Raw genomic sequence first — 19,607 nt, forward strand, 5'->3', positions numbered from 1 at the left:
ATGCCTAATGTTTTCCTCACTCCGCTCTCGATTGATCCCGTCGAAATCCGGCAGGGGCCGCGATACGGAAAGGGCAAATGGTGTCGGCGAAAATCTCCGGTAAGAACATCGGACTTTTCAGTAAGGAATGGGGAGTCCACCCGACTCCCGGGGAACCGGCCGTGTACCGGTCGGCTCCCCCCGCACGGGAACGCACCCTGCTCGACGTGCTGCGGGAGTCCGTGAACCGGTGGCCCGAGGCCATCGCCCTCGACGACGGCGGCGAACCGCTCAGCTACCGGGATCTCGACCGCCGCGTGACCGAAGTGGCCCGGCGGCTGCACCGGGCCGGAGTCGGGGCCGGGGACCGGGTGGGGGTACGCATCCCCTCCGGCGGCGCCGACCTGTACATCGGAGTGCTCGGCGTCCTGACCGCCGGCGCCGCCTATGTACCGGTGGACGCCGAGGATCCGGCGGAACGGGCCGAACTGGTGTGGCGCGAGGCCGGGGTGTGCGCCGTGCTCGGCCCGGGCGGGCGGGCGGCCGCCGTGCCCGGCACCCCGCCGGGCGGACTGCCGCGCGCACCCGAACCGGCGGACGACGCCTGGATCATCTTCACCTCGGGCTCCACCGGAAAACCCAAGGGGGTGGCCATCACCCACCGTTCGGCCGCCGCCTTCGCCGACGCCGAGGCCGCGCTGTTCGTGCCCGACGCCCCCATCGGCCCCGGCGACCGGGTCCTGGCCGGGCTCTCGGTCGGCTTCGACGCCTCGTGCGAGGAGATGTGGCTGGCCTGGCGGCACGGCGCCGCCCTGGTACCCGCCCCCCGCGCACTGGTGCGCACCGGCGCCGAACTCGGCCCCTGGCTGGGCGAGCGGCGGATCACCGTCGTCTCCACGGTGCCCTCCCTGGCGGCCCTGTGGTCGGCCGACATGCTCGCCGGGGTACGGCTGCTGATCGTCGGCGGAGAGGCGTGCCCGCCCGAGGTGGTGCGCCGCTTCGCCCGCGACGGGCGCGAGGTGTGGAACACCTACGGCCCCACCGAGACCACCGTGGTGGCCTGCGCCGCCCGGCTGCACGACGGCGAGCCGGTGCGCATCGGACTGCCCCTGAACGGCTGGGAACTGGCGGTCACCGACCGGGACGGCGTTCCCGTGCCCTGCGGGGAGAGCGGCGAACTGGTCATCGGCGGCGTGGGCCTCGGCCGCTACCTCGACGCCGACAAGGACGCCGAACGGTTCGCGCCGCTGCCCGCACTGGGCTGGCAGCGCGCCTACCGCAGCGGCGACCTGGTCCGTGCCACCCCCGAGGGCCTGGAGTTCACCGGCCGGGCGGACGACCAGATCAAGATCGGCGGCCGCCGGGTCGAACTCGGCGAGATCGACGCCGCCCTGCTCGCCCTGCCGCAGGTCTCCGCCGCCGCCGCGACGGTGCGCCGCACCCCCGGCGGCCTCGATGTCCTGGTCGGCTATCTGGTGCCCTCCCACGGCGACCCGGGGCGCTTCGACCGCGCGGACGCGCTGCGCCGGCTGCGGGAGACGCTGCCCGCCGCCCTGGTCCCCCGGCTCGCCGTACTGCCCCGCTTCCCGCTCAAGTCCTCGGGCAAGGTGGACCGCGCCGCCCTGCCCTGGCCACTGCCCGCCGGCGTGCCCGGACCCGCGCACGAGCCCGGGGCCGGGCACGCCGACCCCGTCACCCGCCGGCTGCTCGGCCTGTGGAGCGACCTGCTGGGCGTTCAGGCCGGCCCCGAGGACGACTTCTTCGACCAGGGCGGCACCTCCCTGGCCGCCGCCCGGCTGATCTCCGCCCTGCGCGAGCACCACCCCCACATCTCCGTCGCCGACCTCTACCGGCACCCCACCCCCGGCGCACTGCGCACGCTGCTCACCGAGAAACCCCCCGCGCCCCCGGCACCACGGGCACCATCCGCCACCGGCCCGGCACCCGCGGCCGCCCCGCCCCGCACCCCGTGGTGGACCGGCTGCCTCCAACTCGCCGCCCAGCCACTGCTGCACGCCGTGGCCGGGCTGCGCTGGCTGCTGGCGATCGCGCTGGCCGGCACCGCCCTGACGGCCACCGGCTACCAGGGCTGGCTGCCCACCCTGTCCTGGTGGCTGCTGATCCCGGGCTACGCCCTGCTGTTCACCCTGCCCGGCAAGGTGCTGCTGGCGGCAGGCGGAGTACGGCTGCTGCGCGGCACCCGGCTGACCCCCGGCGAACTGCCGCGCGGCGGCGGCGCCCACCTGCGGCTGTGGGCCGCGGAACGGCTGGTCACCGCGCTGGGCCTGACCACCATCACCGGCACTCCGCTCGTCGTGTGGTACGCGCGGCTGCTGGGCTGCCGGGTCGGGCAGCGGGTGGATCTGCGGGCGCTGCCGCCCGTCACCGGGCTCGGCACCTTCGGCGACGGCTGCGCCGTGGAGCCCGAGGCCGATCTGGCCGGCTGGTGGCTGGACGGCGCGGTGGTACGGATCGGGCCCGTCACCGTCGGGGCCGGCGCCCGGGTGGGCGCCCGCGTCACCCTGCTGCCCGGCGCCGAGGTGGGGGCGGGCGCCGAGGTACTGCCCGGAGGCAGCCTGGCCGGGCGGATCCCGGCCGGTGAGTGCTGGGGCGGCTCCCCCGCCGTACGACAGCCCGCCGAGTACACCTGGCCCGCCGCCCGCGGCACCCGCTCACGCGGCTGGGCACTGGGGTACGCGCTCACCCCGGCGCTGCGGGCGCTGCTGCTGTGGGTGGCCTGGGTGCCCTCGCTGGTACTGGCCCACGCGCTGCCGTCCACCGGTGGCACCGCCGAACTGACGCTGCGGCTGCCGGTGCTGGTGGTGCTGGGCATGGTGTGCCACGCGCTGTTCCTCACCCTGGCCGTGCGGCTGGCGGGCCGGTCACTGCGTCCGGGGGTGCACCGGGTGGACAGCCTGCCGGCGTGGGCCGCCTGGCTGGCGCACGATCTGATGGACACCTCGCGGCGCACGCTGTTCCCGCTGTACGCCTCGCTGTTCACCCCGCTGTGGCTGCGGATGCAGGGAGCACGGATCGGGCGGTGCGTCGAGGCGTCCACCGTGCTGGCGCTGCCACGGCTGCTGCGGGTGCGGGACGGGGCGTTCCTGGCCGACCAGGTGCTGGCGGCACCGTACGAACTGCGCGGCGGCTGGCTGCGGCTGGGGATCAGCCGGGTGGGTGAGCGGGCCTTCGTCGGCAACTCCGGTCTGGTGGGCCCCGGCCGGCGGGTCGGGGACGGGGCACTGGTCGGGGTGCTGACGGACGCACCGGAGCGGGTACCCGCCGGCTCCTCGTGGCTGGGCAATCCGGCGATGCGGCTGCGCCGGGTGGCCGAGACGCACGATGTGGCGCGCACCTACGCGCCGCCGCCCGCGCTGTACGCGGCGCGGGCCGCCGTCGAACTGTGCCGGGCCGTACCGCTCCTGCTGGCGGGGATGTTGCGGCTGACGACGCTGGCGGTGCTGCTGCTGGTGTGGAGCGCGGGCCCCACGTGGCTGCTGCCGGTGGTGTGCGGGCCGCTGCTGTGGGCGGCCGGGCTGGCGGCCGGAGCCGTGACGACCGCCGCCAAGTGGGTGCTGATGGGGCGGTTCCGGCCGGGCCGGCACCCGCTGTGGAGCCCGTTCGTGTGGCGCAACGAGCTGTACGACTGCTTCGTGGAGGTGCTCGCCGTGCCGTGGCTGGTGCAGCCCGCGACCGGGACGCCGCTGCTGAACTGGTGGCTGCGCAGCCTGGGGGTGCGGGTGGGACGCGGGGTGTGGTGCGAGTCGCACTGGCTGCCGGAGCCGGACCTGGTGCGGCTGGGCGCCGGGGCGGCCGTGAACCGGGGCTGCGTGCTGCAGACGCACCTGTTCCACGACCGCGTCATGCGCCTGGAGCCGGTGGTGGTGGGCGGGTCCGCGACGGTGGGACCGCACAGCATCACGCTGCCCGGCAGCGAGGTCGGCGCGGGTACCTCGGTGGGCGCCGGGTCGCTGCTGATGGCGGCCGAGCGGCTGCCCGGCGACGGGCGCTGGCAGGGCAATCCGGTACGGCCGGTGCCCGCCGGCTGAGCACCGTACGATCCGGGGCTCGCGCGGGCACCGCGGGCCCCGGACCTGCGCCACCGCGCGGACGGCGGGGGCGGGTCCCGGTCCCACCGGCCCGGTGACCCGGCCACCGGATGTAGGGCCTCGTCCCCGGGATATGGGGCCCCGGACCGATGACGGGCCGGTGGACCGGATGACATAACGGTGATCATGAACACCGACTTCCTGGACGCGCCCCGCGTCGCCGCCTACCTCGAACGCATCGGTCTGTCCGGTGGCGGCCCGCCCGACGAGGAGCGGCTGAACCTCCTGCACCGCGAGCACCAGCGGACCGTGCCCTTCGAAAATCTGAGCATCCACCTCGGCGAGGACATCCGGCTGGACCCCGAGGCGCTGGTGGCCAAGGTGGTGGACCGGCGCCGGGGCGGCTTCTGCTACGAGTTGAACGGCGCCTTCGCCGCGCTGCTCACCGCACTCGGATACCGGGTGACGCTGCTGGCCGCGCGGATCCACGGAAAGGCGGGGTTCGGGCCGCCACTGGACCATCTCGCCCTGCGCGTGGACACGGACCGGCCGCTGCTGGTGGATGTCGGCGCCGCCCGGTTCGCCGACTTCCCGCTGAGTCTGGAGGACCGCTCCGAACAGCACGACCCGGGCGGCGTCTTCCAGCTCCGGGAGGCCCAGGACGGCGATCTGGACCTCTACCGGGACGGTGAACCCCACTACCGGCTGGAGCCGAGGCCACGGACGCTGACCGATTTCGAGATGGCCTGCTGGTGGCAGCGCACCTCCCCCGACTCCGACTTCACCCGCGCGCCGATGTGCTCCCTGCGCACGGCGGACGGCCGCGTCACCCTCAGCGGCGACCGGCTGACCCTCACCGACCACCTCGGCCGGCGGACGGAGGAACTGCCCGACGAGGCGGCCGTGCTGGCCGCCTACCGCACGTACTTCGGCGTGGAGCTGACCCACGTCCCGCCGCCCGGCCGCCGGGAACCCGAGGTCAGTGCGCCGGCGCCGCTTCCTCCGGTCCGGCGGTGACCTCCGCGGACGGGTCGGGGCGGGTGGGCAGCACCTGGGTGACGTAGTCGGCGGCCGTGGCGTCCATCCCCACGTCACTGTGGGCCCGCTCGGACAGCAGCAGCCGGTGCTCCAGCAGTTCGTGGTAGAGCTGCGCGGTGTCGATGCCGCCGCGCAGCTCCAGGGGAACGGCGCGCACGGCGGGCCGGAAGACATCGCGGACCCAGCGGTGCGCCAGCACCTCGGGCCGGGCACCGAGCGGGTCGCCCGGCGCGTAGTCCTCCTGACCCGCCATCCAGGTCTCCAGGTCGTTCAGCAGACTGCGCGCCTGGTTCTCCTCGGCGTCCAGACCGGTCAGCCGCAGCAACTGCCGCTGGTGGTGCCCGGCGTCCACGACCTTGGGCAGGAACGCCACCTTGTCCCCGTCCGGCGAGCGCTGGATCTGCATCTCGGCGACGTCGAACCCCAGGTCGTTCAGCCGGCGGATGCGCCGGTCGATGTAGTGCCGCTTGTCGCGCGGGTAGACCGAGGTACGGGTCAGCTCGTGCCACAGCTCGCCGTACCGTTCCACGATGGCCAGGCCGAACGCGACCGGGTCGACCGCCGGGTGCAGGCTGCCGCCCGCCTCCAGGTCCATCAGTTCCCCGGCGATGTTCACCTGCGCGACCTCGATGTCGTAACCGCGCTGGCCGTCGGTCAGCCGGGGCTGGATCTGCCCGGTCTCGGCGTCCACCAGATAGGCGGCGTAGGCGCCGGCGTCGCGGCGGAAGAGGGTGTTGGACAGCGAGCAGTCGCCCCAGGCGAAGCCGCTCAGATGCAGCCGCACCAGCAGGACGGCCAGCGCGTCCAGCAGCCGCTTGATGGTGTCGGGGCGCATGGTCGTCTCGAACATGGAGCGGTAGGGCAGGGACCCCTTCAGCTGCCGGGTGATGAGCACCGGCTCCAGCGGTTCCCCCTGGGCACCGGTACGGCCGGTGACCACGGCGAGCGGGTCGACGGCCGGCACGGCGAGCCGGTCCAGGTCACGCAGCAGCGCGTACTCGCGCACCGCAGCCCACTCCCCCACCTCCTTGACCGCGACCACCTCGTCGCCCGCCCGGGCGAAGCGCACCACGTGCCGGGAGATGCCGCGCGGCAGCGCCACCAGGTGCTTGTCGGGCCACCGCTCCAGCGGGACGTCCCACGGCAGGTCGAGCAGCGTGGCCGGGTGCGAGGGGTCGGTGGCGGTGATCTGCAGGTCCATGGCCCCAGTGTGCGGCAGCGGACCGCACTCGCGGCACGGGGGCGTCGGATCGTGGACACACGCGTGCGAAGGTGCGGCGGCCTGGTTGCATGGGTCAGGACCACGACCCCCTACCGGCGGGAGATGACGCGATGACGGGGCAGGCTCAGATCGGTGTGACGGGACTTGCGGTGATGGGGCGCAATCTGGCGCGCAACCTCGCCCGGCACGGCCATGTGGTGGCCGTCCACAACCGGACCGCCGCCAGGACCCGGCAACTGGTGGAGGAGTTCGGCCACGAGGGTGAGTTCGTGCCGGCCGAGTCGGCGGCCGACTTCGTCGCGGCGCTGCGGCGGCCGCGCAAGCTGGTGATCATGGTGAAGGCGGGTGAGGCCACGGACGCGGTGATCGACGAGTTCGCACCGCTGCTGGAGCCGGGCGATGTGATCGTGGACGGCGGCAACGCGCACTTCGCGGACACCCGGCGGCGCGAGGCGGCGCTGCGCGAGCGCGGGCTGCACTTCGTGGGCTGCGGGATCTCCGGCGGCGAGGAGGGCGCGCTGCACGGCCCGTCCATCATGCCGGGCGGCTCCGCCGCCTCCTACGCGTCGCTCGGCCCGCTGCTGGAGTCGATCGCCGCGCAGGTGGACGGCGAGCCGTGCTGCACGCACATCGGCCCGGACGGCGCAGGACACTTCGTCAAGATGGTGCACAACGGCATCGAGTACGCCGACATGCAGCTGATCGCCGAGGCGTACGACCTGCTGCGCCGGGTCGCGGGGTACGAGCCGGGGCAGATCGCCGAGGTGTTCCGCACCTGGAACGAGGGCCGGCTGGACTCGTACCTGATCGAGATCACCGCCGAGGTGCTGGCGCACACCGACGCGGCCACCGGCCGGCCGTTCGTGGACGTGGTGGCCGACCAGGCGGAGCAGAAGGGCACGGGCCGCTGGACCGTGCAGATCGCCCTGGATCTGGGGGTGCCGGTGTCCGGCATCGCGGAGGCGGTGTTCGCCCGCTCGCTGTCCGGGCACGGCGCGCTGCGCGAGGCCGCGCAGCTGCTGCCCGGCCCCAAGCGGCCCGAGCTGCACCCCGACGACGCGGCGCAGTTCGCCGACCATGTGGAGGCGGCGCTGTACGCGTCGAAGATCGTGGCGTACGCGCAGGGCTGGCACCAGATCCAGGCGGGCAGCCAGGAGTACGGCTGGGACATCGACCCCGGCGCGGTGGCGGCGATCTGGCGCGGCGGCTGCATCATCCGGGCGCGGTTCCTGGACGAGATCCGCGCGGCGTACGCGGGCGGCGAGCCGCCGGTGACGCTGCTGGCGGACGGCACCTTCCGGGACGCGCTGGAGCGGGCCCAGAACGCCTGGCGGCACGTGGTCGCCACGGCGGCCCAGCTGGGCGTGCCGGCGCCGGGCTTCTCGGCGGCGCTGGCGTACTACGACGCGCTGCGCGCGCAGCGGCTCCCGGCGGCGCTGGTGCAGGGCCAGCGGGACTATTTCGGGGCCCACACCTACCGGCGCACCGACCGGGAGGGTGCCTTCCACACGCTGTGGGGCGGGGACCGCTCCGAGGTCGGGGCCTGAGCGGCACGCGGCGGGGGCGGGCGGCACCGCCCGCCCGCGCCGCGGGCGTCAGCGGGCGCGGCGGTAGGTCGCGCCGTCGCGGGTACGGGTGAGCAGGCCGGCTTCCACCAGGTAGCGGCGCAGGGCCGGAGCATCGTGGTGGACGGTGTGCAGGGCCTCGTTGATCTCCCGCTCGTGGTAAGCGCGCTCCCGCTCGAAGAGGGTGTCCGCGAGATGGCGGAGCAGTTGCTCGCGGCGGGCGGCGCGGCGCGGGATGGCGATCAGCCGGCCCCGGGCGAACAGGGCCGAAATGTCGTGGGCGGTGCCGGTGGGGTCCTCGGTCATGGCCGGAAGGGTGGCAGCGGGCCGCCGCGTGGGCAACCTGTTTTGTGCCCGCCCGCGCCACCGGTGTACTGGGGGCATGCCCGAGGAGGACGTACCGCTGTGGGTGCCGCCGATGCTGGCGGTGGAGGGTGAGCCGCCCACCGGGGCCTGGGGGTACGAGTACAAGTGGGACGGCTACCGGTGCTGTCTGCGGATCGGCGTCGACGGGTCGGTGCGCGCCACCAGCCGGGCGGGCAACGACTTCACCGGGCGCTACCCGGAGCTGGCGGAGATCGAGGCCGGGCCGGTCGTGCTGGACGGGGAGATCGTGGCGCTGGACGCGGCGGGCCGGCCCGACTTCGGGCTGCTGCAGCGGCGTGCGCAGCCGCCGTACACGCCGGTGATGTTCTTCGCCTTCGACGTGCTGTGGCACGAGGGGCGCGGGCTGCTGGAGGAGCCGTACGAGCGGCGGCGGGCCGTCCTCGCCTCGCTGGCTCCGCCGCCGGAGTCACGGCTGGCGGTGCCGCCGTTCTACGCCGGGCCCGGGGCGCGGCCCGACGAGCTGCTGGAGGTGGCGCGGGCGAACGGCCTGGAAGGGCTGGTCGCCAAGCGGCTCGACTCCCGCTACCGGCCCGGGCGGCGGTCGCCGCTGTGGGTGAAGAAGCCGCTGGTGCGGACCCAGGAGGTGGTGATCGGCGGCTGGCAGCCGGGGGCGGGGCAGCGCGGCGGGTCGATCGGTTCGCTGCTGGTGGGCGCGTACGACGAGGGGGGCGGGCTGCGCTATCTGGGCCGGGTGGGTTCGGGGTTCACCCGGGGGATGCTGGCCGAACTGCTCGCGCTGCTGGAGCCGCTGGCCCGGGCTGATCCGCCGTTCGCCGACCCGGTGCCGCGCGAGCACGGGCGCCGGGCCCACTGGGTGGACCCGGCACTGGTGGGTGAGGCCGCCTACCGGGCCTGGACCCGCGACGGCCGGCTGCGGCAGCCGTCCTGGCGCGGGCTGCGTCCGGACAAGGCCCCCGGGGAGGTGGTCCGGCCCCGGGGGCCGCCTGACGGATCCCGCCCAGCGGCCCCCCGGGGAGCGCTCACTCCTTGACCGAACCGGCGTTGGCGCCCCGGATGAAGTAGCGCTGGAAGCAGAAGAACAGGATGGCCACCGGAATGGTGGACAGCGCCGCCGCCGCCAGCTTCAGCGGGAACTGCCCGCCGCTGCCCAGGCCGCCGGAGACCAGCCGGGCCAGGCCCGTGGTGAGCGTCTCGTACTCGGCCGACTGGGTGGAGACCAGGAAGTGGGTGAACTCGTTCCACGATCCCTGGAAGGACAGGATGGTGAGGGTGATCAGCGCGGGCCTGGCCATGGGCAGCACCACCGACCAGTAGATGCGGAACACCCCCGCACCGTCGATCCGCGCGGCCTCCTCGACCTCCCTGGGCACCGACTCGAAGAACTGCTTCATGATGAAGATCCCGGCCGCGTCCACCAGCAGCGGGATCACCATGCCCGCGTAGGTGTCGAACATCCCGAAGGTCGACAGGACCAGGAACTTGGGGATCAGCAGCACGATGCCGGGCACCGCCATCACGGCGAGCAGGAAGAGGAACAGCAGCCGGCGGCCGGGGAACTTCAGCCGGGCCAGGGCGTAGCCGGCCATCGAGTCGAACAGCACCCGTCCCGCGGTCACCAGGACGGTGACGAAGGCGGAGTTGCCCAGCCAGCGCAGGAAGGGCACGGTCTCGTGGGACTCGCTCAGCCCGAACAGCCGCTGGTAGGCGGCGGTGGTCGGGGTGGCGGGCCACAGCGACAGCGGGTTGGCCGCGGCGTCCGGGTTGGTCTTGAAGCTCGTGGCCAGCTGGATGACGAACGGCATGACGTACAGCGAGGCCAGGCCGATGACGAGGGCGTAGCCCAGCACCCGCCAGATGACGGGCGAGCGGCCGAGCACCGGCTGCTCGGTGGTGCGGACCCGGCGGGCGCGGCGGGGACGCCGCGGGGCCGGGGCGGGCGGTCCCGCCGTGGTGGTCGTGGTCATCGCTGCCTCCCTTGGCGTGGGCCGCGTTCGCGCAGCAGCCAGCGCTGGGCGCCGGTGAGCACGAGGATGATCGCGAAGAGGATGAAGGCGATGGCCGCGCCCTGGCCGTAGTCGGCGTTCTTGAACGCCGACTGGTAGGACATGAACGCCGGGGTGAGGGTGGTGTTGCCCGGGGCGCCCTGCCCCATCACGTACACCATGTCGAAGACCTGCCAGCTGCCGATCAGGGCGAGGGTGAGCACCAGGAACAGCACCGGGCGCAGCGCGGGCAGGGTGACGTGGCGCAGCAGTTGGCGGCGGTTGACGCCGTCCAGGGCGGCCGCTTCCTCCAGTTCGCGGGGGATGTCCTGCAGCGCGGCCAGGAAGATCAGCATGAAGGTGCCCGAGGTGGTCCAGGTGGCGAGCAGGATCATCGTGGACATCGCCACCGAGGGTCCCGAAAGCCACTCGAACCAGGACAGGCCCATGAAGCTGTGGTCGGCGAGCAGCCCGGAGGGGTGCTCGGGGTCGACCAGGCCGAGGTTGCCCAGGGTCACCCACACCACGCCGCGCGGGTCGGCGAACCAGTTGGGGCCCTTGATCCCGATCCAGGAGAGCAGGCTGTTGACGGCGCCGCTGCCCTGGAAGAGGAAGAGGAAGATCGTGGAGACCGCGATGGTGCTGGTCACCGAGGGGAAGTAGAAGGTGGTGCGCAGCAGGGAACGGCCGCGCAGCATCCGCTGGTTGACGATCATGGCCAGGGTGAGGCCCAGGCCCGTCGACAGCGGGACGAACAGCAGGACGTAGTAGGCGTTGTTGCGCAGCGATGTGGCGAACAGCGTGCGGTCCAGGCCGTCCTGGGTGAGCAGATCGCGGTAGTTGTCCAGGCCGACGAAGGTGGCCTGCCCCCCGGTGAAGGGGTTGGACTGGCCGTTCCAGTCCAGCAGGCTGACCCACAGCGCCATCACGATGGGCAGCGCGAGGAACAGGCCGAGGACGAGGACCGCGGGGCTGACGAACAGCCAGCCCCACGGCCCCTGCCGACCGCGCAGTGCGGGCTTGTGCATCAGTTGCCCGCTCCCAGGGCCGCCTCACCGTAGCTCTGCAGATCCGCGAGGATCTTGGCCGGGTCGGCGGTCCGCAGGGATTCCAGGTCGGTGTTGAACTGGGACAGGACGCGGTCGAAGCCGCCCACGGTCACGGGGCCCTGGACGTGGTCCCCGGTGGCGCCCCAGGCGTCGATGCCGGGGTGGGCGTCCAGGTAGTCGGCGGCGGCGGACTCGCGGGAGGGTACGGCGCCGAAGGCGTCACCCATGGCGATCTGCTGCTCGGGCTGGGTGAGGAACTCGACCAGCTCGACGGCGGCGTCCCGGTGGGCGCTCTTCTCGGCGACGCCCCAGCAGTTGGTGAAGGCGAGGGTGCCCGCGCCGGCCGGGCCCTCGGGCAGCGGCAGGACCGTGTACTCGATGTCGGGGAAGTCGTTCTCCATCGCGCCGGCCAGCCAGCTGCCCTCGATGGTCATGGCGGCGTCGCCCTTGCCGAATGCCTCGCCGGCCCAGCCCGCGTCGACGTCCTGGTGGAACTTCCAGGTGCCGTCCTTGAGCATGTCCTGGACGAAGGTGAGGGCCTGGAGGTTCTCGGGGCTGTCGGCGGTCATCCCGCCCTGGGCGGGGTCGGTGATCCAGCCGCCGGCCTGCTTCATGAAGGCGCCGAGCCGCTGGTACTCGTTGCTGGTGACCAGGCCGGTGACGGATCCGGTGGTCAGCTCGCCGGCGACGCGCTCCAGGTCTTCCCAGTTCTGCGGGTAGTCGTCCTCGGTGAGGCCGGCGGCGGCCCACAGCTCGTCGTTGACGATCAGGCCGAGCGAGGAGGTGTCCTTGGGGACGCACACCAGCTGGTCCTCGTAGGTGAAGGACTGGCGCAGGGAGGCGGAGAAGTCCTCGACGTCACTGATCCGGTCGCCGTAGGCGTACAGCGAGCCGCCGGAGGCGTAGTTGGCGAACTGGTGCGTCTCGACGTAGAAGACGTCGGGCGGGTTGTTCCCGGCGAAGGCCTGACCGAGCTGCTGGTTGAGGTCCTGGGCGACCTGGACGTCCACCGTGTTCCCGGAGGCCGCCTCGTAGGCGGTGGCGGCGGCCTTGACGGCGGCCGTCTCGGCGTCGCCCGAGGTGCCGATGAGGACGGTCAGCTCCTGCTTGCCACCGGTCTTCTGCTCGGTCTCGCCGTCCCCGCCGAAGCTGGAGGAGCAGCCCGCGGTGGCGAGCAGGGCTATGCCCGAGGTGAGGGCGAGCCAGGTGGTGCGTCGTGTGGCCATGGGTCTCTCCATTGAGGGTGCGGCTCGATCGCATGAAACGTCAGATGAGTCGGATTTGGTCAGAATGCGGAGGAAAGTATCGGATATGTCACATGGGTGACCGGGGTGGGGCGGTGGACTCGCGGATCACCAGCTCGGGTTCGAGCAGGATGTGCTCGGGCTCCCGGTCGGGGTCGGCGATCCGGGCCAGCAGCAGACGGACGCACTCGGCGCCGACCACGTCCATCGGCTGGGTCAGGGAGGTCAGCCCGGGGGCCACGTGGGCGGCGGCCGGGGAGTCGTCGAAGCCGGTCACCGAGACCTCGTCGCCGGGGGTCAGGCCGCGGTCGCGCAGCGCCCGGTAGCAGCCCAGGGCCAGGGTGTCGGAGACGGCGACGATGGCGCTCACACCCGTGTCCAGCAGCCGCAGGGCGACGGTCCTGGCGGCGTCCACCTCGTCGATGCTCTCGGCGCGCAGCCCGCGCACCGGCAGCCGGTGCCGGCTCATCGCGGTCTTCCAGCCCGCGGCGCGGTCATCGCCGGCGCCCGAGCCGCGCGGCCAGCCCAGGAAGGCGATCTTGCGGTGGCCCAGCTCCGCCAGGTGGTCCACGGCCCGCTCGACGCCGGTGGTGCCGTCGACGTCCACCCAGTCGCCGATCTGCCGGTCCGACCACATCCGCCCGAACGCGGCGAAGGGGATGTCGTGCTTCTCCAGCCAGGCCTGACGGCGGTCGCCCCGGGTGGTGTCACTGAGCACGAAGCCGTCGACGCTGTAGTCGTCCACCAGCTCCTGGTACGGGGTCAGCAGCCGGGAGCCGGCCGGTACCGCGAACAGCAGGATCCGGTGGCCTGCCGCCTCGGCGGTCTGGGTCAGCGCGTGCAGGAAGCGGTCCATGACCGGGGTGGAACGGTCCACCTCCACCGACTGCACGCCGTAACCGATCAGCCGGCTGGAGCGGGTGCGCAGTGTCTGGGCCGCGCGGTGCGGGCGGTAGCCCATGACGTCGATGGCCTGCCGTACCCGCTCCAGTGTCTCGGGCCGCAGCAGTTCGGGGGCGTTGATCGCGTTGGAAACGGTCTGCGGGGAAACCCCGGCCCGGCGGGCGACCATGGCGAGCGTCACACCTCCCGCCTTGCCTGCCGTCCGGCTGGGCGTACGCGCCATCGCTGCCTCCTGATCACCGAGCCTGTGGGATTGGAGCGATCCAGATGGATTGCCGCAGCGGTGAACTGCATCTACATTTCTTGGAACGCTCCAATGACTCAGAAGATTGGTATCCGCGCTGATGAGTGTCAAGTCCTCGGCGATAACGAACGAGCCGCAGGCCGATCCAGCGGCGGCGGCGGGCATGCAGCCCTTCCTGCACGACGCCTGCGTCACGCTGTACGCGCCGAGCTTCGCCGTCTCCCGCCCCGACGGACAACTGCGGCGCGGGGTGGACGGCTTCTACCACAGCGACCGCCGCGCGCTGGCCCGCCTGGAGGTCGCCGTCCAGGGGGTGCCGCTGGCCCCGGTCGGCGGTGGCCCCGAGGGCGCGGACGCCGCGCGGTTCCGGTCGGTGCTGCGCGGCGTGGCCCAGTCCACGGCCGACCCGGCGGTCACCCTGGAACGGCTGCGCTCCCTGGCCCCCGGTGAGCTCACCGAGGCCTTCGAGATCGCCAACCACGGCTCCCGGCCCGCCCTGGTGCGGGTGCTGATCACCACGGGCACCGACCTGGCCCCGATGGACCGGGTCAAGTCCGGCGACGTGACCACCCCCGTACCGCCCCGCGTCGAGGGCCGGTCCCTGGTGTGGGAGGAGGACACGCTGACCGTGACCCTCACCGCCTCGCCCGCGCCGGACGCGATCTCCGCGGAGGGCGTGCTGCGCTACGAGGTGGCGCTGGCCCCCGGCGAACGCTGGGACGCCGAGCTGGTGTGCCGGGCCTCGGACACCACCCCGCAGCCGTTCACGGCACCGGCCCCGGGCACCGCGCCGTGGGCGGCCCCCGAGGTGCGCAGCGCGGACCGGGCACTGGACGCGTGGGTGACGCAGTCGCACGCGGATCTCCAGCGGCTGCTGCTGAGCGATCCGCAGGCACCGCAGGATGTGTTCCTGGCCGCGGGCGCGCCCTGGTTCGCCACCCTCTTCGGGCGGGACTCGCTGCTGTCGGCGCGGATGCTGCTGCCGCTGGGCACCGAGCTGGCCGCCGGTACGCTGCGGACGCTGGCCCGCCGGCAGGGCACCGCCACCGTCGCCTCCTCGCAGGAGCAGCCGGGCAAGATCCTGCACGAGGTGCGGCGCGAGGCGCTCACCATCCCCCACGAGGGCGTGGTGCTGCCGCCGCTCTACTACGGCACGGTGGACGCCACCCCGCTGTGGGTGACGGTGCTGCACGACGCCTGGCGCTGGGGCCTGGCCGAGGAGGAGGTGGCGGCGCTGCTGCCGCACGCCGAGTCGGCGCTGGCCTGGATGAGCGACCACGGAGACGCGGACGGCGACGGCTTCCTGGAGTACATCGACGAGACCGGGCAGGGCCTGGCCAACCAGGGCTGGAAGGACTCCGGGGACTCCATCCGCTTCCGCGACGGGCGGCAGGCGAAGGCGCCGATCGCGCTCAGCGAGGTGCAGGCGTACGCGTACGAGGCGGCCATCGGCGGCGCGGCACTGCTGCGCGCCTTCGGCCGGCCGGGAGCGGACCGCTGGGAGGAGTGGGCGGAGCGGCTGAAGACACGCTTCCGGGAGCGGTTCTGGGTGCAGGACGCGCGGGGCGCCTACCCGGCGATCGCCCTGGACGGGGAGAAGCGCCCGGTGGACTCGGTGACCTCGCAGTTCGGGCATCTGCTGGGCACCGGCCTGCTGGACCGGGAGGAGAGCGCGCTGCTGGCGGCCCGGCTGGGCGGCGCCGATCTGGACTCCGGGTTCGGGCTGCGGACCTACAGCTCGCGGATGGGCGGCTTCAACCCGCTGGGCTACCACGTGGGTTCGGTGTGGCCGCACGACACGGCGATCGCCGTGCACGGGCTGACCCGGGCGGGCTTCCCCGAGCAGGCCGGGGCGCTGGCGGCCGGCCTGGTGCGGGCGGCGGACGCCTTCGACAGTCGGCTGCCGGAGCTGTTCGCGGGCTGGGGCAGCGAGGTGAGCGCGCGTCCGCTCCCCTACCCCGCGTCCTGCCGGCCGCAGGCGTGGGCGGCGGCCTCCTCCGTCCAGGTGCTGTCCTCGGTGCTCGGCCTGACGGCGGACGTACCGGGCGGCACGCTGACGGTGGCGCCGCGGGTCGGTGAGCGGTTCCGGCCGCTGCGGGCGGCCGGGCTGCGGATCGCGGGCGAACCGCTGGAGATCTCGGTGGCCGCCGACGGCACGAGCGAGGTCCGGGCGCCGGACGGCATCCGGGTACGGCGCGGCTGAGCCGGCCGGGTACGGGCCGGGCCCGTGCCGTGGGTGCGCTCACGGCACGGGCCCGGGGTCTCCCGGGCTTGCGGGCTCCGGCTCAGTGCGCGGTGTCGCTGTGCCAGACGGTCTCGCCCTGCGCCGTCCTGATGGAGACGTCGCCGTCCACACCGACGACCAGCGTGGCGCCGGGATGGCCGCCGGTGCCCAGGCTCCACACGACATCGCCCCGGGGACCGTTGAGCACCAGGTCACCGTCCTCGGTGAAGGTGCCGCCGGCCACCGCCGGGTTGGTGTTGTCCGAGGCCCACAGCCGGTTCTCGTTCTCGTCGCGGATGACGTAGTTGTTGCCCTCCAGCCGGAAGCGGGCCTTGTAGGCGCTGATCACCTCCAGGCGGCGCAGTGCGGTGCCCCCGGGCACCACCTGGTCGCTGGGCGGGTCGCCGCCGACCGGGACCCGGCCCTCCGCCAGTTCGCGCAGCGCGGTGAGCGAGGGGGTGAAGGCGTACACGGCGCCCTCGGTACGCACGAACCGCTCGAAGCGCAACGGGCAGGTCGTCGTGGTGTCCGAACTCGCCGGGAAGGAGACGTCGGTGCCCCGGCCGATGAGCGGGTCGCGGCCCACCGGGTCACGGCGCTCGGGGAAGTTGTCGGCGTTCACCCAGGTCGACTGGACGAACTCGAACTGAGCCGCGATGTCCGACTGGTAACAGATGAAGACCAGGCCGCGCGGGGCGTCCGCGCGCTGGCCGGGGGTGCCCTGCGGGTCGTAGGGACGACCGTAGGGGATGCTGCGGCGCATCAGCCGGCGCCCGTCCAGCATGCCGTCCTCCTCCACGACGGTCGGCGAGTCGCGGCGCGGCAGCAGTCCGTCGCGCGGGTTGGTCTTGCGCAGGTGGGAGAAGAGCGGGGTGGTGCGCCCGTCCAGGTCGTCCGCGAAGCTGATGTCGTTGTCGCTGTCCGCGCACGGCGGGGCGGCGACATCCGCGTCGGGGCACTTGGCGACGGGCGCCCCCGAGGGCCAGCGGCCCACCATGCGGGCGGCGACCCACTCCCTGGTGGCCTCCTTCGGGGCCGCGCCCGCTTCCTGGAGGACTTTCAGGTTCTGCTCGATCTGCCCCCACCAGCCGGGCACGTCCTGGGCGAGGCGGCGCACCACCTGGAAGGATCCGTTGCGCATCCAGCGGGGCAGCGCCGCCGGGTAGCGGTGATCCGGGCTCATCCCGACGATGAACTCGCCGGGGGTGATCAGGCGGGTGCCGGGCTTGGCGCGGTGGTAGTCGGGGCGTCCGGGGTCCTCCTCGTCGAAGTCCCGTACGCCGGGCTGGCTGATGCCGTCCTTGAAGCCGAAGTGCTCGTGGCCGCGCAGCCCTTCCTTGAGGGTGTTGCCCTCCTGCTCGAAGACGACGGCCACGTGCTGGGCCGCCATCCAGGCCCGCTCCTCCTCCAGGGCGGCCTCGAGGTCGGCGTGCCGGTCGGCGGCGAGGGTGAGCACGAGGTGGATGGCGTGCTGCTCCTCGCCACCGAACAGCCACTGCGCCGGGTCGCTGTCCTCGATGTCGCCGATGATCTCCTTGCGCCGGGCCGGACCCTGGGCGAACGCCTCCTGGGCGCTGCCCTTCGGGATGTCGGTCAGCGGGGCGCCGTCGAGCAGTTCGGTGAGCCCCTGGTAGGTGAAGGCCACGCCGCGCCACACTGCGGCGAGGTCCACCGGGTCCTCTCCGGCCGCGTACCGCCGGGCCCGGCTGAAGGAGGTGTTGAACGCGGCGACGTCCTTGGTGGTGGCGATGCGCCCGCTGAGTCTGCGCAGCCAGGTCCTGGCGCGTCGCCGGTCCTTGAACTTGGCGAAGATCAGCTGGACATGGTCCTTCTTGAAGCCGGCGATCACATCGCCCTGGATCTCGGTGGACTGCCGCAGCGGTAGCTGGGGCTGCTCGGGGGTGCTCTGTTCGGGGATGTCCGCCGTGCCGGGGCGGCCGGCGGGGCGGGTGGACGAGTGGACCATCGGCTCTCCGGTGGTGGACGGGTGCGACGCGTCGGAGGGGGTTCCGGGGGTGCGCCAGCGAACCTATCCATCGAGCGCCACTTATGAGTGGTTTTGCGCGTTGTGTCCACTCGTCCGTGGGAATGACGCGTCAGACGGCCCCGGTGAGGGCGGCCACCACGGCCGGGTACCAGCGGTCGGTGATCTTGCGGGTGCCGGAGTCGTTGGGGTGAACACCGTCGGTGGTGTCGGTGGCGGTGGAGAAGCCGGTCCACTGGTCGACCACGGTGATGGGGGAGGCTGCGGTGGACAGCCCGGCGGCCCAGCCGGGGATGGCGTCGTTCAGCTCGGTGACCCGGGAGCCGCAGTCCGCGCAGTTGGCCGGGGCCATCGGCAGGATCTGGGCGACCAGGACGCGCATGCCGGGGTTGGACTCGCGCATCTGACGGACCAGCCTGGTGTAGGCGTCGAGGATGACGGGGGTCGGGCGGGCGCTCCACACGTCGTTGGTCCCCAGGTGCATCAGGACGATGTCGGGGGTGGTGGCGGCGAGCCAGCCGGGCAGCAGGTTCTGGTCGGCGATGCCGGTGGCGAGATAGCCGCCGTGCCCCTCGTGTTCGCCGTCGTGCGGGAAGCCGCAGCCCTGCGGGGCCTGCGTGCCGACGAAGTCGATGTCACCGTGACCGCCGTCCACCAGGTCACGCCACAGCAGGGCGCGCCAGCAGCCGGGGGAACCGGTGATGGAGTCGCCCAGCGGCATGATCCGGGTGGCGGCGGCCGTGGGGGCGGCGCCCTGGCCCGTGGCGGCCCGGGCGGTGCCGGTCTGGGCCAGGGTGAGGCCCAGCAGGGCGAGGGCGACGGCGAGGATCAGGGCGTACCGGGGTGCGGTACGTGCGCTCAGGGGGTTCATGGGTGCGGCTCCCGGTGTGTCGGGTCGGCCGGGCAGGCGGCGGTGCCGCCGCGTGGCCCGGTGCAGCCCCCACCGGACGAACTCTCACATGGTGCCCCAGGGCGGCGGGTTGGGGAAGGTGGCGGGCGCGGTCACCGGGCGAGGGTGATGGGTGGCGCCGTCCGGCCGGTGGCGGTGACGGCGCGGGGCCCCGGCCCTCGCGCGGTTACGCCGATCCGCGCCGGACCCCCGCACGGGCGTCCGGGTAGCCGGCGCAGCGCCCCGGCCGAGACGCCACGACGCGGGCACGGCGGGAGTTCTCCGCCGTCCCGGACGGTCGTCCCCGTCGCCGCCGTGACGCCCTGGGAACGCCACGGGTGTCCGGGCGCCCGGTCCGTGCGGCGGGGCGGTGTGGGCGCCGACGAACGCGATGCCGTGCCGCGGCCCCGCCGCCGTCCGGGATCCGGCGGCGCAGGACGACCGGGCGCCCCGGTCCCTGACCGGGCCGGGGGTCAGACGGCCTGCCGGTGGCGTTTGCCGCCGATCCGGAAAGCGTGGATGGCGTAGCCCTGTGCGACGGCGGTGCGGCTGGCCTCGTCCCAGGTGAGCGCGCGCGGCCCGGCGGCGAACAGCGGGCCGGCGGCGCGCCCCCCGATCAGGGCCGTGAGGAGGGCGAGCGCGCGGTCGGACAGCGGAACACCGCCGTCCGGGAGGGCGGCCGCGCGGGAGGCGGCCTCGGGTCTGATGCTGCGCGCGCCGAGGTCGATGTCGGGCACTTCGAGCGACAGCAGATCCATCACCCGCACCTCGCTCTCCCACAGCAGCTGCCACAGCGCGCGGTGCACGATGTCAATGGACTCATCGTCGAGGAGGGCCGTCAGCCGGTCGGGGGTGACGGATTCTGCACTGGTGGTCATGGCCACGCA

General features: G+C 73.5%; 14 protein-coding genes. 5 read left to right on the forward strand and 9 right to left on the reverse strand.

What is annotated here, in order from left to right; all coding sequences use genetic code 11:
• Nucleotides 1-77: 77 nt before the first annotated feature.
• Entirely contained in the window at nt 78-4,028 is a 3,951-nt protein-coding gene (locus H7827_RS02045) for a Pls/PosA family non-ribosomal peptide synthetase (RefSeq protein ID WP_432742165.1), read from the forward strand.
• Nucleotides 4,029-4,214: 186 nt separating this feature from the next.
• Entirely contained in the window at nt 4,215-5,045 is an 831-nt protein-coding gene (locus tag H7827_RS02050; protein ID WP_432742167.1) for an arylamine N-acetyltransferase family protein, read from the forward strand.
• Here H7827_RS02050 and H7827_RS02055 read toward each other — a convergent pair.
• Nucleotides 5,008-6,267, reverse strand: coding sequence for a DUF4032 domain-containing protein (locus H7827_RS02055; protein ID WP_432742169.1), 1,260 nt, complete (start codon nt 6,265-6,267; stop codon nt 5,008-5,010). The genes H7827_RS02050 and H7827_RS02055 overlap by 38 nt on opposite strands.
• A gap of 131 nt (nt 6,268-6,398) precedes the next feature.
• On the opposite strand from H7827_RS02055, the gene gndA reads away from it, so the two are divergent.
• Nucleotides 6,399-7,835: an NADP-dependent phosphogluconate dehydrogenase gene (gene gndA, locus H7827_RS02060; protein WP_432742171.1), complete on the forward strand. Its 1,437-nt coding sequence runs from the start codon at nt 6,399-6,401 to the stop codon at nt 7,833-7,835.
• A 48-nt stretch (nt 7,836-7,883) separates the two neighbouring features.
• On the opposite strand, the gene H7827_RS02065 is transcribed toward gndA, so the two are convergent.
• Nucleotides 7,884-8,159 carry a DUF2087 domain-containing protein gene (locus H7827_RS02065; protein ID WP_432742172.1) on the reverse strand — a complete coding sequence of 92 codons (276 nt, stop codon included), beginning with the start codon at nt 8,157-8,159 and terminating at the stop codon, nt 7,884-7,886.
• A 76-nt stretch (nt 8,160-8,235) separates the two neighbouring features.
• Between H7827_RS02065 and ligD the strand changes: the two genes are divergently transcribed.
• The gene (ligD, locus tag H7827_RS02070; RefSeq protein WP_432742174.1) at nt 8,236-9,231 is read left to right on the forward strand and encodes a non-homologous end-joining DNA ligase; all 996 of its coding nucleotides are present in this window, start codon (nt 8,236-8,238) and stop codon (nt 9,229-9,231) included.
• On the opposite strand, the gene H7827_RS02075 is transcribed toward ligD, so the two are convergent.
• The 4 genes from H7827_RS02075 to H7827_RS02090 all read right to left on the reverse strand — a co-directional run bounded on the left by H7827_RS02075 (nt 9,221) and on the right by H7827_RS02090 (nt 13,602).
• On the reverse strand, nt 9,221-10,165 hold the full coding sequence (locus tag H7827_RS02075) for a carbohydrate ABC transporter permease (protein ID WP_386538700.1): 945 nt from the start codon (nt 10,163-10,165) through the stop codon (nt 9,221-9,223). The genes ligD and H7827_RS02075 overlap by 11 nt on opposite strands.
• Nucleotides 10,162-11,211: a carbohydrate ABC transporter permease gene (locus tag H7827_RS02080; protein WP_386538698.1), complete on the reverse strand. Its 1,050-nt coding sequence runs from the start codon at nt 11,209-11,211 to the stop codon at nt 10,162-10,164. Before H7827_RS02080 ends, H7827_RS02075 begins: the two co-directional genes overlap by 4 nt.
• On the reverse strand, nt 11,211-12,458 hold the full coding sequence (locus tag H7827_RS02085; RefSeq protein WP_432742176.1) for a sugar ABC transporter substrate-binding protein: 1,248 nt from the start codon (nt 12,456-12,458) through the stop codon (nt 11,211-11,213). Before H7827_RS02085 ends, H7827_RS02080 begins: the two co-directional genes overlap by 1 nt.
• A gap of 88 nt (nt 12,459-12,546) precedes the next feature.
• The gene (locus H7827_RS02090) at nt 12,547-13,602 is read right to left on the reverse strand and encodes a LacI family DNA-binding transcriptional regulator (RefSeq protein ID WP_432742177.1); all 1,056 of its coding nucleotides are present in this window, start codon (nt 13,600-13,602) and stop codon (nt 12,547-12,549) included.
• Nucleotides 13,603-13,723: 121 nt separating this feature from the next.
• Between H7827_RS02090 and H7827_RS02095 the strand changes: the two genes are divergently transcribed.
• The gene (locus H7827_RS02095) at nt 13,724-15,826 is read left to right on the forward strand and encodes an amylo-alpha-1,6-glucosidase (RefSeq protein WP_432742178.1); all 2,103 of its coding nucleotides are present in this window, start codon (nt 13,724-13,726) and stop codon (nt 15,824-15,826) included.
• Between the two features lie 82 nt (nt 15,827-15,908).
• On the opposite strand, the gene H7827_RS02100 is transcribed toward H7827_RS02095, so the two are convergent.
• From H7827_RS02100 to H7827_RS02110, 3 genes are all read right to left on the reverse strand, one after another.
• Nucleotides 15,909-17,813 carry a Dyp-type peroxidase gene (locus tag H7827_RS02100; RefSeq protein ID WP_432742180.1) on the reverse strand — a complete coding sequence of 635 codons (1,905 nt, stop codon included), beginning with the start codon at nt 17,811-17,813 and terminating at the stop codon, nt 15,909-15,911.
• 130 nt (nt 17,814-17,943) lie between these two features.
• A complete protein-coding gene (locus H7827_RS02105) occupies nt 17,944-18,702 on the reverse strand; it encodes an SGNH/GDSL hydrolase family protein (RefSeq protein WP_432742181.1) in 759 nt (252 codons plus the stop codon).
• Nucleotides 18,703-19,193: 491 nt separating this feature from the next.
• Nucleotides 19,194-19,598 carry a hypothetical protein gene (locus H7827_RS02110; protein ID WP_432742183.1) on the reverse strand — a complete coding sequence of 135 codons (405 nt, stop codon included), beginning with the start codon at nt 19,596-19,598 and terminating at the stop codon, nt 19,194-19,196.
• Between the last annotated feature and the right edge of the window lie 9 nt (nt 19,599-19,607).

Origin of the sequence: Streptomyces sp. JH002, assembly GCF_050916115.1 — a bacterium.
GTDB lineage: Bacteria > Actinomycetota > Actinomycetes > Streptomycetales > Streptomycetaceae > Streptomyces > Streptomyces xiamenensis.

Bases quoted from the DNA above. Each gene is read 5' to 3' on its own strand.
- H7827_RS02045 (WP_432742165.1), top strand. From the start codon at position 78: ATGGTGTCGGCGAAAATCTCCGGTAAGAACATCGGACTTTTCAGTAAG.
- H7827_RS02050 (WP_432742167.1), top strand. From the start codon at position 4,215: ATGAACACCGACTTCCTGGACGCGCCCCGCGTCGCCGCCTACCTCGAA.
- H7827_RS02055 (WP_432742169.1), bottom strand. From the start codon at position 6,267: ATGGACCTGCAGATCACCGCCACCGACCCCTCGCACCCGGCCACGCTG.
- gndA (WP_432742171.1), top strand. From the start codon at position 6,399: ATGACGGGGCAGGCTCAGATCGGTGTGACGGGACTTGCGGTGATGGGG.
- H7827_RS02065 (WP_432742172.1), bottom strand. From the start codon at position 8,159: ATGACCGAGGACCCCACCGGCACCGCCCACGACATTTCGGCCCTGTTC.
- ligD (WP_432742174.1), top strand. From the start codon at position 8,236: ATGCCCGAGGAGGACGTACCGCTGTGGGTGCCGCCGATGCTGGCGGTG.
- H7827_RS02075 (WP_386538700.1), bottom strand. From the start codon at position 10,165: ATGACCACGACCACCACGGCGGGACCGCCCGCCCCGGCCCCGCGGCGT.
- H7827_RS02080 (WP_386538698.1), bottom strand. From the start codon at position 11,211: ATGCACAAGCCCGCACTGCGCGGTCGGCAGGGGCCGTGGGGCTGGCTG.
- H7827_RS02085 (WP_432742176.1), bottom strand. From the start codon at position 12,458: ATGGCCACACGACGCACCACCTGGCTCGCCCTCACCTCGGGCATAGCC.
- H7827_RS02090 (WP_432742177.1), bottom strand. From the start codon at position 13,602: ATGGCGCGTACGCCCAGCCGGACGGCAGGCAAGGCGGGAGGTGTGACG.
- H7827_RS02095 (WP_432742178.1), top strand. From the start codon at position 13,724: ATGAGTGTCAAGTCCTCGGCGATAACGAACGAGCCGCAGGCCGATCCA.
- H7827_RS02100 (WP_432742180.1), bottom strand. From the start codon at position 17,813: ATGGTCCACTCGTCCACCCGCCCCGCCGGCCGCCCCGGCACGGCGGAC.
- H7827_RS02105 (WP_432742181.1), bottom strand. From the start codon at position 18,702: ATGAACCCCCTGAGCGCACGTACCGCACCCCGGTACGCCCTGATCCTC.
- H7827_RS02110 (WP_432742183.1), bottom strand. From the start codon at position 19,598: ATGACCACCAGTGCAGAATCCGTCACCCCCGACCGGCTGACGGCCCTC.